The sequence below is a fragment of the Rhizobium sp. SAFR-030 genome (assembly GCF_059415005.1).
In genome coordinates this window covers 490,881-505,562 of record NZ_JBPFDO010000002.1, presented here as the reverse complement: position 1 = coordinate 505,562, position 14,682 = coordinate 490,881, and the positions used below count along the sequence as shown (strand labels likewise).

Sequence of the window (14,682 nt, the reverse complement as noted above, 5' to 3'; positions counted from 1 at the left end):
CTTATGCTCCCGTTTCGTCTCTGGTGGTTGGTCTTATTGTTTCACCGCGCCTGCGGTCAGCCCGCTGACGAGATAGCGTTGCAGGAAGAAGATCACGATCATGGCGGGCGCGATGCCGACGAAGCTCGCCGCCATGAGCTCGTTCCAGACGACTTCCTGACGTCCGAAATAGGCAAACAGTCCCACCGGGAGCGGCGCATATTCGGACTTTGAATTGAAGGTGAGCGCATAGATGAACTGCTGCGCGTACGATCCGATGAAGGTGGTAATGGCAACCACGACGATGCCGGGCATGGCGATCGGGAGGATGACCCGGCGCAGCGTGTAGAAATGGCTGGCGCCATCCACGAACGCCGCCTCGTCCAGTTCCCTGGGGATGCGCATCATATAAGTGCGCAGAAGCCAGATGGCCGTGGGAATGAGGAAGGCGACGCCGGGCACGATCATCGCGAAATAGGTATTCAGCACCCCCAGCGAGCGCATCAGGCGGAAGAGCGGGATGAGCAGCACCGCGCCGGAGAACATGTTGACCGCGAGGAAAGCCCCCAGAAGCTGCGCGGAGCCTTTGAACTCGAAGCGGGCGAAGGCGTAGGCCGCGGGAACGACGAGGATCAGAACGGCGATGGTGACGACGCTGGAGATGAAAAGCGAATTGAAGATGTAGCGTGCGAAGCCGGGAACGCTGACCCACATGGTGCGGTAGGCCTCGAACGAGCCGTTTTCCGGAATAAAACGGTAGGGCGAGGAAAACAGCTGGCTGAGCGGCTTCAGCGACACCAGAAAGCCTTCCACGAAGGGTGCGAGAAGGAAGGTGAGAAAGACGAAGATACCCGCATAGATGCCGACGATCTCGTACCAGGCATAGCGGTTGATGAGGATGGACGGCTCTTTCATCGCTTGTCTCCGGAAGAAAGGCGGCTGGTCATGCGGAAGTAGAAGACGCAGAAGATCGACAGGAAGATGCAGATGAGCACCGCGCGCGCCGCGCCCTCCCCGTACTTGTTGGAGCCGATGGCCGTACGGTAGGTGTCGATGATCATGGTCGTCGTTTCGCCGGTCGGGCCGCCGCGCGTCAGAATCCAGATGATATCGAAGGAGTTGAAGGTCGAGATCAGCGAGATCATCGACATCGTGATCATCGACGGCACGAGGAGCGGCAAAGTGATGCGGCGGAAGCGGTAGAACCTGCCGGCACCGTCCGTCCAGGCAGCCTCGTAGAGATCCTGCGGGATCGACTGCATGGCGGCGAGCATATAGAGCGTGACCATGGGAACGCCGATCCACACGTCGGTAACGACGGTCGCCCAGAAGGCGGTGGATCCCTGCGCGAGAAAGGCGATCGGGCTGTCGGTCAGGCCGAAGCGCTGCAGAAGGCCGGAAATCATGCCGAACTGGCCGTTATACATCCAGCCCCACATGAAGATGCCGATGGCCATGGGCACGATCCAGGGCGGCATGGTCAGCACCCGGAAAAGCGCACGGCCGGGCACGGCCGCGTTCAGCATGGATGCGCCAAACGTGCCGATGATCATTTTCAGCGACACCGAGAAGAACGTCCAGATAAAGGTCCGGATGATGACTTCGGCAAACGTGGCGTTGAAGATCTTGCTGTAGTTCGCCCAGCCCACCCAGTTCGTCGTCTTCTTCAGGGACGCATCCGTGAAGGAGAGAATGAACGTATCGACCAGCGGATAGGCGACGATGACGGTGACGTAGAGAATGGCCGGCGCCATCAGGACCCAGGCGAAGAGGACGGTGCTTCGTTTGGCTTCCATGACCGACCCCCTCAAGCAGATCTGGTCTGTGGTGCGGATGACGCAGCAGCGGTTCCGTGCAGGCAGGCATCGTATTCCGTCCAGACAGGCGCGAGATCAACGACCTTGCGGGCAAACCGGGCTTCGTCCATGGCGAGCGCGAGAATGCCCGCCTCGATGGCGTTCAGCGCCGATACCGGCAGCGGAGCGCCGGTGGTCACATGCGCCAGAACGTCTGCGGCCATCTGCTCGTCGGCGCCGTAGTGCTGGGAGCTTGCCGACGGTGCCTCATAGCGATTGCCGATCCGTTTGACGCTTGTGTGGGCGTCATGGACGTCCAGGAAGCCGCGAACGAAATCGCCTTCGGCCATGCCTTTCGAGCCCATCACGCAGAAGCGGCGGAACTCGTCCGGCACGTTGAGGTTGGTGTGGAAGGTCATCGACGCGCCGTTCTCGTATTCGACGATCGCGGTCTGGAAATCGATGATGTCGCCGTCGCTGTCGAACACCTTGTCGGCGCCCATCCAGCCACTCGGCTTGCGGTGGTAGATTTCCAGATCGTTGACGCCGGCGTTCTCCGGGGCATTTTTGGGGACGAAGCTCTTGCGTCCACCGAAGGAGGCGACAAAGCGCGGCCGTGCGCCGACGACGCCGTTGTAGAGGTCGAGGTCGTGGCAGCACTTTTCCAGCATGAAGCCGCCGGCATAGTGGTTGTAGCGACGCCAGTCGCGCATGAAGAAGGCGCCGTGATAGGGGGCGATATGCTCGGAAGCTTCGATCGACACGACGTCGCCCAGCAGCCCCTCGGCCTGCGCCCTGCGCAGATCCTTGTAGAGCGGCGAATAGCGAAGCACGAGCCCGACCAGCAGGCGATCGTGGCCATAGGTATTGAGAAGAGAGGCAAGCTCGAGGCTTTCCTCGATCGAAACGACAATCGGCTTCTCGGTAAACACGGTCAGCCCGGCCTGCAGGCCGATACGGATATGCTCGAGATGCAGATGATTGGGCGAGCCGATCATCAGCAGGTCGAAGGTTTCCGACGCAATCAGCGCTTCCGGCGTGGCATATTCGCGGCCGGGCGAGACGCCGACTTCCTGGAGGCGCGGCATGCCCGCGGGGGCCGGATCCACATAGCCGACGATCTCGAACGTGGGGTCGATTTCGCTCAAGACACGACCAAGATAGCCCAGTCGGAATCCGAGTCCGATGATAGCGACCTTCATAGCGGCCTGTTCCCTGTTTTCGTAATTATTTTTCTTAGCCTGTGGCAGATACGAGAACTCGTCAACTGGAAATCGTCATTTCATTTCGTCCATGAAATTCGTTTTCATAGACGGTCGCAACTTCGCCGATCCGGCAGAAATCGCGGCGCGTCAGGCAGTCGGCGTGTCTGTTCTCCGACACCGATTAACGAACCATACCAAAAAAATGCCAATCGTCTACCGGTTGAGCGAGAAATTTGCAGAAGCGGGAACGTTTCCGCTGTTTCAGCCTGCTCGCTAGCTAATCGGGCCTTACATTCAAAACCATTTGCAGACCTGAACGCGTGTTGGTATGGTCCGCGGCATCAGAGGGGGCCAGCAACATGCACCGGCATCGGGAAATCCAGGCAGCGGCCTGCACGACGGCACCCCATGCCTTGTCCGGCGGAGGCCGGTGATGGCGGTGGATGAAGTGCTGCCGCTGAAGCAGTTGCAGGCGGTTCGCGGCGGGCCGCTCTACGTCAAGCTCAAGAAGATGATCGAGGATGCCGTAGTTTCGGGGCGCCTGAAGCATGGCGATGCGTTGCCTGCGGAGCGCGACATCGCCGATGCCGCGGCCATTTCCCGCGTCACCGTGCGCAAGGCGATCGATGATCTCGTCGATCGGGGCCTGCTGGTGCGCCGGCGCGGATCAGGCACTTTCGTCGTCAAGCCGGTGCCACGTATGCAGCAGCCGCTGACACGGCTCACGTCGTTTTCGGAAGACATGCGCCGCCGTGGGATGTCGGCCGGTTCGCGCTGGCTCGACCGCGGCCTGTTTCACCCGACGCCGGAGGAAACCATGACGCTAGGGCTGTCGAGTGCCGCCCGGGTTGCGCGCCTCGTTCGCCTGCGCACGGCAAACGACATGCCGATCGCCCTGGAGCGCACGAGCCTGCCCGACGATATCCTGCCTGATCCCGAAGGCGTGGATAATTCGCTCTACCAGGCATTGTCCCAGCGCAGCATCCGGCCGGTCAGGGCAAACCAGCGGATCTCGGCCATGCTCCTCAACGATGAGGAGACGGAGATGCTCGGCGTTCCCACCGGCTCGGCGGCACTCTGCGTGCAGCGCATCGCCTATCTTGAGACCGGCCGGGTCATGGAAGTCTCGACCGCCCTTTACCGCAGCGACGCCTACGACCTCGTCGCAGAACTGACCATCGGCTCCTAATCACGAGCCGGCACTACGGAAGGCCTTTCAAAATGACATCCATCATGCGCCAGGAGATCGACCAGATCCCGCAGGTGGCAGCATCTCTGCTCTCCAATCAGGCGGCGCTCGACAGCGTCGGCAAGGCGCTGCGCGAGCGCGATCCGGCCGTGGTGGTCACCATCGCCCGCGGCTCGTCCGATCACGCTGCGTATTTTCTGAAATACGCGATCGAACTCGAACTCGGCATTCCCGTCGCCTCGCTCGGACCTTCGCTCAGCTCGATCTACCAGGTGCCTCTGAAGCTCGAACGGGCGGCGGCCATCGCCGTCTCGCAATCCGGTGCCAGCCCGGACATCGTCTCGCTGGCGAGGAGCGCCCGCGACGGCGGCGCCCTGACGATCGCGCTCGCCAACACCCTGCCGTCGCCGCTGACGGAGGCTGCAAGCCTTGCCATCGATATCGGCGCCGGACCGGAAATCGCCGTCGCCGCGACCAAGTCCTTCGTCAACTCCATCGTCACCGGGCTCGCCATCCTCGCCGCCTGGAAGGGCGACGCGGCGCTGACGCGCGCCGTGCAGGACCTGCCGAACCAGCTTGGTCGGGCGCTGACCCTCGACTGGAGCATGCTCGTGGAGCCGCTGTCGAGCGCCGACTCGCTCTACATGCTTGGCCGTGGCCCGACGCTTGCCATCGCCTCGGAAGCCGCGCTGAAGTGCAAGGAAACCTGCGAACTGCATGCGGAGGCGTATTCGTCGGCGGAAGTCCTGCATGGCCCGGTTTCGCTGGTCGCCGACAGTTTCCCGATCATCGCCTTTGCCGGCCGCGACAAGGCAGAGGCATCGATCGCCGAAACCGCGTCGAAGATGGCCGCGAAGAAGGCGTCCGTCTACCTGACCTCGTCCAAGGGTGACGGCCCGACGGTTCTGCCCTTCGTCGAAACGGGCCATCCGCTGACAGATGCGCTCTGCCTCATCATTCCCTATTACGGAATGGTCGAAGCGCTGTCGCGCAGCCGGGGCTTCAACCCGGACAAGCCGGCAGCCCTGAAGAAGGTGACGGAAACCCAATGACGACCCGCTTTGCCGTCACCTGCGGCCGGATTTTCGACGGAGCGCAGATCCTCGATGGCTCTGCGCTCCTGGTTCAAGACGGCAAGATCGAGAGCGTTGTCGAGGAAGCGCTGGTCCCGACTGATGTCGAAAGGGTCGACGCCAGGGGCAGCCTCGTCGCGCCGGGCTTTGTCGATCTGCAGGTGAATGGCGGCGGCGGGGTGCTGTTCAACAACCGGCCGACACGTGATGGCATCGCCACCATCTGCTCGGCGCATGCCCGCTTCGGAACGACGGCACTGATGGTGACGCTGATCACCGATACGCCGGAGGTCCGCGATACGGCGATTGCCGCAGGTGCCGAGGCGCATCGACAGGGAGTGCCGGGATATCTCGGCCTGCATCTGGAGGGGCCGCATCTTTCGCTTGCCCGCAAGGGCACCCATGATCCGGAGCTGATCCGGCCGATGGAGGCGACGGATCTCGCCGCCCTGCAATCTGCTTACGGCACCTTCGGCCACGCGCTGACGACCATTGCACCGGAAAGCGTCACCGTGGAGCAAGTCCGGGCTTTGCATGACGGCGGCTACGTCGTCAGCCTCGGCCATACCGATTGCGGTGCCGCCACGGCATTCTCCTACCTCGACGCCGGCGCGACAATGGCAACGCACCTCTTCAACGCGATGAGCCAGATGGGCAATCGCGAGCCGGGCATGGTCGGCGCCATGCTGGCCGCGGGCCAGGCTTCTTGCGGCCTGATCGCCGACGGCTTTCATGTCGATCCGCTCGCGATGGGGGTGGCGCTGCGGGCCAAGGCCGGGCCGGGCCGGATCTTCCTGGTTACCGACGCCATGTCGACGATCGGCACCGATGACGATGGCTTCGAACTCAACGGTCGCCAGGTCTACCGGCGCGACGGGCGCCTCACGCTTGCCGACGGTACGCTTGCCGGGGCCGATATCGACATGCTGTCCTGCGTCCGCTTCGTCCACCATCGCCTCGACCGGCCGTTGACGGAGGCCCTCAACATGGCGTCTCTTTACCCGGCCGAGGCTATCGGCGCGACAAGCAAGGGGCGGCTTGCCGAGGGCATGGACGCCGATTTTCTGCTGCTTTCACAGGATCTCGAGCTTCTGTCGACCTATATCGGCGGCGTCTGCGTCTACGGCAGACGCAACGACCAGGAGGTGGCGGCGCGGTGATTGTCTGTTTCGATATCGGCGGCACCGCCATCAAGGGTGCGTTTGCCTACAGCCCGGACGATATCCGTCCCGTGCCGCGCCAACCGACACCGACCACGGATTTCGATGCGTTCGTTGCGGTGATGCGCTCGGTGATCGAGACTGCCGGGGAACGTCCGGATTGCGTCGCATTGTCGATCGCCGGGATCATCGATCCCGATACGCAGCGCGCCGTGGTCGCCAACGTACCGTGCATTCACGGAAAGCGGCTGCAGGACGATCTGCAGTCGGCGCTCGGCCTTCCGGTGCTGATCGCCAACGATGCTGACTGCTTCGTGCTGGCCGAAACCGGTGCCGGCGCGGGACGCGGCCATCGGGTCGTCTTCGGCGTCATCCTCGGTACCGGCATCGGTGGCGGCCTTGTCATCGATGGCCAGTTGATCAACCGCGACGGCGGCTTTGCCGGCGAATGGGGCCATGGCCCGGTTGCCGCCACGGAGGCGGGAAACCCGCCCGTCCGGCTGCCGCGCTTCCAATGCGGCTGTGGTCTCCAAGGCTGTCTCGACGTGACCTGCAGCGCCCGCGGGATGGAGAACCTCCACACGCACCTCACGGCCAAGACGCTCACCAGCGAAGAGATCATCTCGGCGTGGCAGGCGGGTGACCCGGAAGCGGAACGAACCATCGACGTCTATGTCGACATCATCTCCGGTCCGCTGGCACTCGTCGCCAACATCACCGGCGCGACGATCATGCCGGTGGGCGGCGGGCTTTCTAATGTCTCAGCGCTGCTGACGCGCATCGACGAGGCAGTCCGGGCGCGGATCCTGCGCAAATTCGATCGCCCGTTGGTGGTGCGCGCCGAATGCCAGATCGAGCCGGGGCTGATCGGCGCCGCAATCCTCGGCCTCGGGGCCGTCGCAGGCGGATTGACCCGAGCGGCTATTTGATCGCCAGGATCGCATAGCGATGCTGGGTGGCGCGTTCGATCCCTTTCAGGAAGCCGAAATGCTTCTTCTGCGCCCGGTGGATGGCGCGCATGTTCGTATCGATCGTCACGCTCGAGAAGCCGGCGCGGGTCAGCAGTTCGGCCACCGCCTCGGCTCTCGCTCCGCCGGAGAAATAGACGCGCGAGAGAATGCTGCGATGGGTTTCCATCTGTGCCGGCGCCGGCCCGTTCTGCACCTCAATGGCGCCGAAGCCTAGCCGCCGAACCCGTTCAGCGATGCGATTGGCGATCCGGGACAGCATGCTCGGGTTGACGAAATCGCCATCGACGATCAGCAGACGGCCGGCCGGTTTGAGCAACCGGTGCCACTCTCGGAACGCAGCTTCCGGATCGACCAGTGTCCAGACCAGATGACGGTTGGTGATCACGTCATAGGCGGCGTCCGGCTCCAGCGTGTTTTCCGCGTCCCCCATGAAGAACCGAATGGTGCGACCGCGGGCGCGTGCCTTGGCGCGAGCCCGCTCCAGCATCGGCTCGGCCCAGTCGAGACCGGTAACTGAAAAACCCAGATCGTCGAGCAGATGCGAGACGACACCGGTGCCGGAGGCGAGGTCGAGCGCCTTGCGTCCGTCGCCGTTTCCAAGGTGACGGCGGATCAGAGCGTGCCAGGCGGCGCGCTCCGGCTCCGAGAAGATCTCATGTCCCGGCTGGCTGTCGAAAGTCTCCGCCCGCAGCGACCAATACGCCTTGATCTCGTCTCTCAAGCTGTAGTTCGACTGCGTTGTGGCCGGCTGCATGTCTATATTCCATAAGGTTAAAATATAACTGGAACACTTCTAAAAGATATTTCTTGACTGAGAAAGTCATAAAAACCTAGATGCCACCATAAACATCCCATGGAGGCGGACGTGTTGAAATTTGCTGAGGTGGCCACCGCCGCCGTGCTTTCGCTTGCCCTTTTGTCGGGCATCGCAACTGCGGCCGAGAAGGTCAAGCTGAAGGATATCGCGGGTCGCGAGGTCGAGGTCAACGTTCCGGTAGAGCGGGTGATCCTCGGCGAGGGGCGGCAGATCTATTTCACGGCCGCGCTGGACACCGAAGCGCCCTTCAAGCGTGTCGTCGGCTGGCGGGACGACTTCCGGAAGGCCGACCTCGACGGCTACAACATCTATCTGGCGAAATATCCGGAGATGGGAAAGCTCCCGACCTTCGGCGGCATGAAGGACGGAACCTTCGACATCGAGCAGGCGGTGACGCTGAAGCCTGACGTCATCATCATGAACATCGACGCCAAGTCGGCAACCGAAGAGAGCGGCTATATCGAAAAGCTTGGCAAGCTCGGCATTCCGCTTGTCTACGTCGATTTCCGCGAGAAGTCGCTGGAGAACACCGATCCTTCGATGCGGCTGATCGGCAAACTGTTCGGCAAGGAAAAGAAGGCCGAGGAGTTCGTCGAATTCCACGATGCGCAGATCGCCCGGGTGACGGATGTCGTCGCCAAGGCAAAGGATCTCAAGAAGCCGGTGGTCTTCATGGAGCGCGCCGGCGGCTACAGTGACGATTGCTGCATGTCCTTCGGCTCCGAGAACTTCGGCAGGATGGTCGAACTTGCCGGCGGCGAGAACCTCGCCAAGGGCATCATTCCCGGCACCTTCGGCACCGTCAATCCGGAGCAGATCATCGCCTCGGATCCGGATCAGGTCATCGTCACCGGCGCAAACTGGGAGCTCTATGTCCCGGCCGGAAAATGGGTCGGGGTCGGCCCCGGCGCCGACAAGGCGGTTGCCCGCCAGAAGCTCGCCGACCTGATGAAGCGGCCGGCCTTCACCGACATCAAGGCCGTCAAGCAGGGCAATGTGCACGCCATCTGGCACCAGTTCTACAACAACCCGTATCAGTTCGTCGCCATTCAGCAGATAGCCAAGTGGCTGCATCCGGACCTGTTCCAGGATCTCGACCCGGATGCGACGTTCCGCGAATTGCATACGCGCTTCCTGCCCGTCGACTACAAGCCCGGCTATTTCGTCTCGCTGAACGACAAGACGTAAAGCAAACATTGCATCCGGCGGGCTACCCCCCGGCGGATGCAAATCTCCTGAGAAAGGCTAGATCTTATGGCCATCGCCGTTCCCGACAGCACCATCACCGAGGGGCGCGGCCGCTACCGGGCGCTTGCGGCCCGCCGCATCGTCATCCTCTGCGGCCTTGCCATCGCGCTCGCCCTCAGCGTCGCAGTCGATATCGGTCTCGGACCTGCTCGCTACTCGCTGAAGGAAGTGCTCTCGGCGATCTTCACGCCGGACGCCGTCGCCAACCAGTTGCGCGTGGTGATCTGGGATATTCGCATGCCGGTGGCGTTGATGGCGGTGACGGTCGGCGCCTGCCTGTCGCTCGCCGGCGCGCAGATGCAGACCATCCTCGCCAATCCGCTTGCCAGCCCGTTCACGCTGGGCATTTCGGCCGCTGCCGGCTTCGGTGCGGCGCTGGCGCTTGTCGGCGGCGTCGCGGTCTTCCCGGCGGCCGTCCAGTACATGGTGCCGATCAACGCATTCCTGATGGCCATGCTGGCGTCTCTATTCATCTACGGCGTCTCGACGCTGCGCGGCGTGACGGTCGAGACCATCGTGCTTCTCGGCATCGCTCTCGTCTTCACCTTCAACGCGCTTCTGTCGCTGCTCGAATATCTGGCCTCGGAGCAGGCGCTGGCCGCCGTTGTGTTCTGGACCATGGGCAGCCTCACCAAGGCCACCTGGGCGAAAGTCGGCGTCACATTCCTAGTTCTCGTCGTCTGCGTGCCTCTGTTTGCACGGCGCGCCTGGGCGCTGACGGCCCTGCGGCTCGGTGACGACAAGGCCGCAAGCCTCGGCGTCAACGTTCGTGCCATCCGGCTTGAGACCATGATGCTGGTCAGCCTGCTTGCGGCGATCCCCGTCTCCTTCGTCGGGACGATCGGCTTCGTCGGCCTCGTCGGCCCACACATCGCCCGCATGGTTGTCGGCGAAGACCAGCGGTTCTTCCTGCCCGGTTCGGTCATCTGCGGCGCGCTGCTGCTGTCGGCGACCTCCGTCGTCTCAAAGATGCTGATCCCCGGGGCCATCCTGCCGATCGGCGTGATCACCGCGCTTGTCGGCGTTCCCTTCTTCTTCTCGCTCATCTTCACCAACCGGAGGCGCGCATGGTAGCGCTCAAGCTGCAGGACGTCGGTGCCCGCTACGGCAAAACGGAGGTCTTCGACGGCATCACGACGGACTGGCTGAAGGGCGGCGAACTGACCGCGCTGATCGGACCGAATGCGGCCGGCAAATCGACCCTGTTCAAGCGCATCGCCGGGCTGCTCAAGGGTTCCGGCGTGGTGCAGGTGGAGGACGTCCGGGAAGGCTTTCGGCCGATCTGCTACATGCCGCAGGACACCGGCGCCAATGCCGTCCTCACCGTCTACGAGTCGATCCTGCTCTCGGCCAAACAAGGCACCGGCTGGCGGGTCGCCGAACACGATCTGCGCGAAATCGACCGGCTTCTTTCCGCCCTGCACATATCCGACCTCGCTTTCCGCGACCTCGGCGCGCTTTCGGGCGGCCAGCGACAGTTGGTGGCGATTGCCCAGGCTCTGGTCCGGCGGCCGGAAGTGCTGCTGATGGACGAGCCGACATCGGCGCTCGATCTGTTTCGCCAGATCGAGGTGCTGCAGTTCATGAAGCGGCTGGCGGCACAGGACCGGATCGCCGTACTGATCGCGCTGCACGACCTCAATCACGCGCTCCGCTACTGTACCAACACCATGGTGATTGCTGGCGGAGAGCTGATCGCCAGTGGTCCGACGCTCGAGGTGGTGACGCCGGAACTGTTGAGTTCCGTCTACCGGGTCGATGCGCGTATCGAATGCTGCACGCAGGGACGTCCGCTGGTCATCGTCGACGGAACCGCCTGAGGGCTCGTCACATCCCGGTTTGCCCGAGGTTGAACCGAGCCGCGGGCGCCCGCACGCGTCTTGCCGAACTCCTCCGGGTCTTGCTAAGCAAGTCGAGGGGATTGACGTGCGCAAGCGCCGGCCGACCGTCTTTCGTGCCATGACGCGACGTCAGACAGAGGAGGAGGAACCCATGTTCGACATCCAGCAGATCATCGGCGGCAAGACCGTCGGGGCGATATCCGGCAGGACGTTCGACCGTCTCGATCCGTTCACCGGTCAGGTTGCGACACGGGCGCCTGCGGCAGATGTCGAGGACGTGAAGGCAGCGGTGACTGCGGCACAGGCAGCCTTTCCCTCCTGGTCGCGCACGGGTCCAGGCGAGCGGCGTGCACTGCTGCTGAAGGCCGCAGACGTGATGGAGACCCAGGCTCAGAGGTTCAGCGAACTTATGATCGCCGAGACCGGCGGCACGGCACCCTGGGCCGTCTTCAACACCATGCTGGCTGCCGGCATGCTGCGGGAAGCGGCAAGCATGACCACCCAGATCCAGGGCGAAATCATTCCCTCCAACAAACCCGGCACGATCGCCATGGGGATGCGCCAGGCAGCCGGCGTCTGTGTCGGCATCGCACCGTGGAACGCACCGGTGATCCTCGGCACCCGCGCTGTCGCCATGGCGATCGCCTGCGGCAACACCGTCATCCTCAAGGCATCGGAGGCGTGCCCCGGCATGCATGTGCTGATCGGCGAGGTGCTGGTCGAGGCGGGTCTGCCGGATGGCGTGATCAACGTCATCACCAACGCCCCGCAGGACGCCGCGCGGATCGTCGAGGCGCTGATCGCCGCGCCGGAAGTACGCCGCGTCAACTTCACCGGATCGACCAGGGTCGGCCGCATCATCGGCGAACTCTGCGGTCGCCACCTGAAGCCGGCGCTCCTCGAACTCGGCGGCAAGGCGCCGCTTCTGGTGCTGGAGGATGCCGATATCGATGCGGCGGTCAATGCGGCCGTGTTCGGCTGCTACATGAACATGGGCCAGATCTGCATGTCGACGGAGCGGCTGATCGTCCATGAGGCGATCGCCGACGAGTTCGTCGAAAAGCTCGCGGCACGCGCCGCATCGCTGCCGGCCGGCGATCCGCGCGGCCATGTGGTGCTTGGCTCGCTGGTCAACCCGGAGGCGGCCGTCAAGATGCGGGAGTTCATCGATGATGCGCTCGCGAAGGGCGCAACGCTTGCCGCCGGCGGGCAGATCGACGGCAGCGTCGTCTCGGCCACGCTGCTCGACAACGTCAAGGCGGGCATGCGGTCCTTCGACGAGGAAAGCTTCGGCCCGGTGAAGCCGGTCATCCGCGTCAAGGATGAGGAGGAAGCCATCCGCATCGCCAACGACAGCGACTACGGCCTGTCGGCATCCATCTACAGCCGCGACATCAAGCGGGCGATGGACATTGCTGCCCGACTGGAGACGGGGATCTGCCACATCAATGGCCCGACGGTCGCCGACGAGGCTCAGATGCCGTTCGGCGGCGTGAAGAGCTCGGGCTATGGCCGGTTCGGCGGCAAGGCGGCGATCGCAGAATTCACCGACCTGCGCTGGATCACCATCGAGGATCCGCACCAGCACTATCCGTTCTGACCGCCGCCACCCGCCTGGAACGCAACCGTAAAGGGCGAAACCTGCGGTTCTGCGCTTTTTCGCGCCGGGCGTACCGCATCCGTCCAAAGCGTGGCTTTCACGGCGCCAGATCCGTGCTACCTCCTATACACAAGGTCTGCGCAGCTCGGCTTTCCGGGACTGCCTGATGGCACGGCGACCTTCGGGACGCGTCGCGCTGCAGCCTGACAGGGAGGGGAAGAGGGATGAAGATCGGTTCTCCGAAAGAAGTCTACGCCGGTGAAGCGCGCGTCGCGATGACGCCGGATAGCGCCGTTCAACTGATGAAGCTGGGCTACGACTGCCTCATTCAGTCCGGCGCGGGCAAGGCAGCCGGTTTCTCCGACGAGGCGTTCCGGGCCGCCGGCGTGTCGGTGGTCGAGACGGCAGCCGAACTCTTCCAGACCGCCGACGTGATCGCCAAAGTGCGCCCGCCCGAGCCTGCAGAGGTCGATCGCATGTCTCCCGGCAAGACGCTCATCTCCTTCTTCTATCCGGCCCAAAACGCCGAGCTTCTTGAGCAGGTGCGGGCGAGGGGCGCCAATGTCATCGCCATGGACATGGTGCCGCGTATCTCGCGGGCCCAGAAGATGGATGCGCTGTCGTCGATGGCCAACATCGCCGGCTACCGGGCCGTCATCGAAGCCGGCAGCAATTTCGGCCGCTTCTTCACCGGGCAGGTGACGGCAGCCGGCAAGGTGCCGCCGGCAAAGGTGCTGGTGATCGGCGCCGGCGTCGCAGGTCTTGCGGCAATCGGAACCGCCACCTCGCTCGGTGCAATCACCTACGCCTTCGACGTGCGGCCGGAAGTCGCCGAACAGATCGAGAGCATGGGGGCGCAGTTCGTCTACCTGGAGTTCGAGGCGAGCCAGGACGGCGCGGCAGCCGGCGGCTATGCGGCTCCGTCATCACCGGAATTCCGCGAAAAGCAGCTGGCGAAATTCCGCGAGCTGGCGCCGGAGATCGACATCGTCATCACTACGGCGCTTATCCCCGGCCGCGATGCGCCGAAACTCTGGCTAGCCGACATGGTCGCCGCCATGAAGCCCGGCTCCGTCGTTGTCGATCTTGCCGCCGAACGCGGCGGCAACTGCGACCTCACCGTACCGGACCAGAAGATCGTCTCGGAGAACGGCGTGACCATCGTCGGTTATACGGATTATCCCAGCCGCATGGCCGCCCAGGCCTCGACCCTCTATGCCACCAACATCCGTCACATGATGACGGATCTGACGCCGGCCAAGGACGGGCAGGTGGTGCACAACATGGAAGATGACGTCATTCGTGGCGCCACCGTCACTTTTGATGGGGAGATCACCTATCCCCCGCCACCGCCAAAGATCCAGGCGATCGCGGCGCAGAAGCCGAGGGAAAAGCTGAAGGAGCCGACGCCGGAAGAAAAACGTGCCAGCGAGACCGCAGCGTTCAAGGCGCAGACGAAGAACCAGGTCATGCTTCTCGCCATCGGCACCATCCTGCTGCTGCTGGTTGGGACAGTTGCTCCGGCAAGCTTCATGAGCCACTTCGTGGTATTCGTGCTTGCCTGCTTCATCGGCTTCCAGGTGATCTGGAATGTCAGCCATTCGCTGCACACGCCGCTGATGGCGGTCACCAATGCGGTATCCGGCATCGTCATCCTCGGCGCTCTCCTGCAGGTCGGATCCGGCAACTGGCTGGTCGTCGTGCTTGCCTCGCTTTCGGTGCTGATCGCCACGATCAACATTGTCGGCGGTTTCCTCGTCACACGGCGCATGCTCGCCATGTTCCAGAAGTCGTGAGCGGGGA

The 14,682-nt window shown here is 63.4% G+C and carries 13 protein-coding genes; 9 read left to right on the top strand and 4 right to left on the bottom strand.

Annotation, left to right across the window (positions count from 1 at the left end; translation table 11 throughout):
• Positions 1–33: 33 nt before the first annotated feature.
• Genes ACR65N_RS08025 through ACR65N_RS08015 form a run of 3 tightly spaced genes read right to left on the bottom strand, consistent with a single transcriptional unit; the run spans position 34 to position 2,977 of the window.
• Complete coding sequence (locus tag ACR65N_RS08025) at positions 34–894, bottom strand: carbohydrate ABC transporter permease (RefSeq protein WP_440456535.1); 861 nt, start codon at positions 892–894, stop codon at positions 34–36.
• Positions 891–1,775, bottom strand: coding sequence for a carbohydrate ABC transporter permease (locus ACR65N_RS08020; RefSeq protein ID WP_440456534.1), 885 nt, complete (start codon positions 1,773–1,775; stop codon positions 891–893). Before ACR65N_RS08020 ends, ACR65N_RS08025 begins: the two co-directional genes overlap by 4 nt.
• An 11-nt stretch (positions 1,776–1,786) precedes the next feature.
• Positions 1,787–2,977: a Gfo/Idh/MocA family protein gene (locus ACR65N_RS08015; protein WP_440456533.1), complete on the bottom strand. Its 1,191-nt coding sequence runs from the start codon at positions 2,975–2,977 to the stop codon at positions 1,787–1,789.
• Between the two features lie 436 nt (positions 2,978–3,413).
• Between ACR65N_RS08015 and ACR65N_RS08010 the strand changes: the two genes are divergently transcribed.
• From ACR65N_RS08010 to ACR65N_RS07995, 4 genes are read left to right on the top strand one after another with little or no spacing between them, the layout of a single operon-like run.
• Positions 3,414–4,169 (top strand): GntR family transcriptional regulator, encoded by a 756-nt coding sequence (locus ACR65N_RS08010; protein ID WP_430306990.1) that lies wholly within the window; start codon positions 3,414–3,416, stop codon positions 4,167–4,169.
• Positions 4,170–4,201: 32 nt separating this feature from the next.
• On the top strand, positions 4,202–5,221 hold the full coding sequence (locus ACR65N_RS08005; protein WP_440456532.1) for an SIS domain-containing protein: 1,020 nt from the start codon (positions 4,202–4,204) through the stop codon (positions 5,219–5,221).
• Positions 5,218–6,402: an N-acetylglucosamine-6-phosphate deacetylase gene (gene nagA / locus ACR65N_RS08000; RefSeq protein WP_440456531.1), complete on the top strand. Its 1,185-nt coding sequence runs from the start codon at positions 5,218–5,220 to the stop codon at positions 6,400–6,402. Before ACR65N_RS08005 ends, nagA begins: the two co-directional genes overlap by 4 nt.
• Positions 6,399–7,331, top strand: coding sequence for an ROK family protein (locus ACR65N_RS07995; protein WP_440456530.1), 933 nt, complete (start codon positions 6,399–6,401; stop codon positions 7,329–7,331). Before nagA ends, ACR65N_RS07995 begins: the two co-directional genes overlap by 4 nt.
• On the opposite strand, the gene ACR65N_RS07990 is transcribed toward ACR65N_RS07995, so the two are convergent.
• Entirely contained in the window at positions 7,324–8,127 is an 804-nt protein-coding gene (locus ACR65N_RS07990; protein WP_440456529.1) for a class I SAM-dependent methyltransferase, read from the bottom strand. The two genes, ACR65N_RS07995 and ACR65N_RS07990, sit on opposite strands and share 8 nt — an antisense overlap.
• A gap of 111 nt (positions 8,128–8,238) precedes the next feature.
• On the opposite strand from ACR65N_RS07990, the gene ACR65N_RS07985 reads away from it, so the two are divergent.
• The 5 genes from ACR65N_RS07985 to ACR65N_RS07965 all read left to right on the top strand — a co-directional run bounded on the left by ACR65N_RS07985 (position 8,239) and on the right by ACR65N_RS07965 (position 14,675).
• Entirely contained in the window at positions 8,239–9,378 is a 1,140-nt protein-coding gene (locus ACR65N_RS07985) for an ABC transporter substrate-binding protein (protein ID WP_440456528.1), read from the top strand.
• 66 nt (positions 9,379–9,444) lie between these two features.
• Complete coding sequence (locus ACR65N_RS07980) at positions 9,445–10,512, top strand: FecCD family ABC transporter permease (RefSeq protein ID WP_440456527.1); 1,068 nt, start codon at positions 9,445–9,447, stop codon at positions 10,510–10,512.
• Entirely contained in the window at positions 10,506–11,258 is a 753-nt protein-coding gene (locus ACR65N_RS07975) for an ABC transporter ATP-binding protein (protein ID WP_440456526.1), read from the top strand. The genes ACR65N_RS07980 and ACR65N_RS07975 overlap by 7 nt, the downstream gene beginning before the upstream one ends.
• 172 nt (positions 11,259–11,430) lie before the next feature.
• Positions 11,431–12,879 carry an aldehyde dehydrogenase gene (locus ACR65N_RS07970; RefSeq protein WP_440456525.1) on the top strand — a complete coding sequence of 483 codons (1,449 nt, stop codon included), beginning with the start codon at positions 11,431–11,433 and terminating at the stop codon, positions 12,877–12,879.
• A 224-nt stretch (positions 12,880–13,103) separates the two neighbouring features.
• Positions 13,104–14,675 carry a Re/Si-specific NAD(P)(+) transhydrogenase subunit alpha gene (locus tag ACR65N_RS07965; protein WP_440456524.1) on the top strand — a complete coding sequence of 524 codons (1,572 nt, stop codon included), beginning with the start codon at positions 13,104–13,106 and terminating at the stop codon, positions 14,673–14,675.
• Positions 14,676–14,682: the final 7 nt, after the last annotated feature.

Bases quoted from the DNA above. Each gene is read 5' to 3' on its own strand.
- nagA (WP_440456531.1), top strand. From the start codon at position 5,218: ATGACGACCCGCTTTGCCGTCACCTGCGGCCGGATTTTCGACGGAGCG.
- ACR65N_RS07980 (WP_440456527.1), top strand. From the start codon at position 9,445: ATGGCCATCGCCGTTCCCGACAGCACCATCACCGAGGGGCGCGGCCGC.
- ACR65N_RS08015 (WP_440456533.1), bottom strand. From the start codon at position 2,977: ATGAAGGTCGCTATCATCGGACTCGGATTCCGACTGGGCTATCTTGGT.
- ACR65N_RS07970 (WP_440456525.1), top strand. From the start codon at position 11,431: ATGTTCGACATCCAGCAGATCATCGGCGGCAAGACCGTCGGGGCGATA.
- ACR65N_RS07975 (WP_440456526.1), top strand. From the start codon at position 10,506: ATGGTAGCGCTCAAGCTGCAGGACGTCGGTGCCCGCTACGGCAAAACG.
- ACR65N_RS07965 (WP_440456524.1), top strand. From the start codon at position 13,104: ATGAAGATCGGTTCTCCGAAAGAAGTCTACGCCGGTGAAGCGCGCGTC.
- ACR65N_RS08020 (WP_440456534.1), bottom strand. From the start codon at position 1,775: ATGGAAGCCAAACGAAGCACCGTCCTCTTCGCCTGGGTCCTGATGGCG.
- ACR65N_RS08025 (WP_440456535.1), bottom strand. From the start codon at position 894: ATGAAAGAGCCGTCCATCCTCATCAACCGCTATGCCTGGTACGAGATC.
- ACR65N_RS08005 (WP_440456532.1), top strand. From the start codon at position 4,202: ATGACATCCATCATGCGCCAGGAGATCGACCAGATCCCGCAGGTGGCA.
- ACR65N_RS08010 (WP_430306990.1), top strand. From the start codon at position 3,414: ATGGCGGTGGATGAAGTGCTGCCGCTGAAGCAGTTGCAGGCGGTTCGC.
- ACR65N_RS07990 (WP_440456529.1), bottom strand. From the start codon at position 8,127: ATGCAGCCGGCCACAACGCAGTCGAACTACAGCTTGAGAGACGAGATC.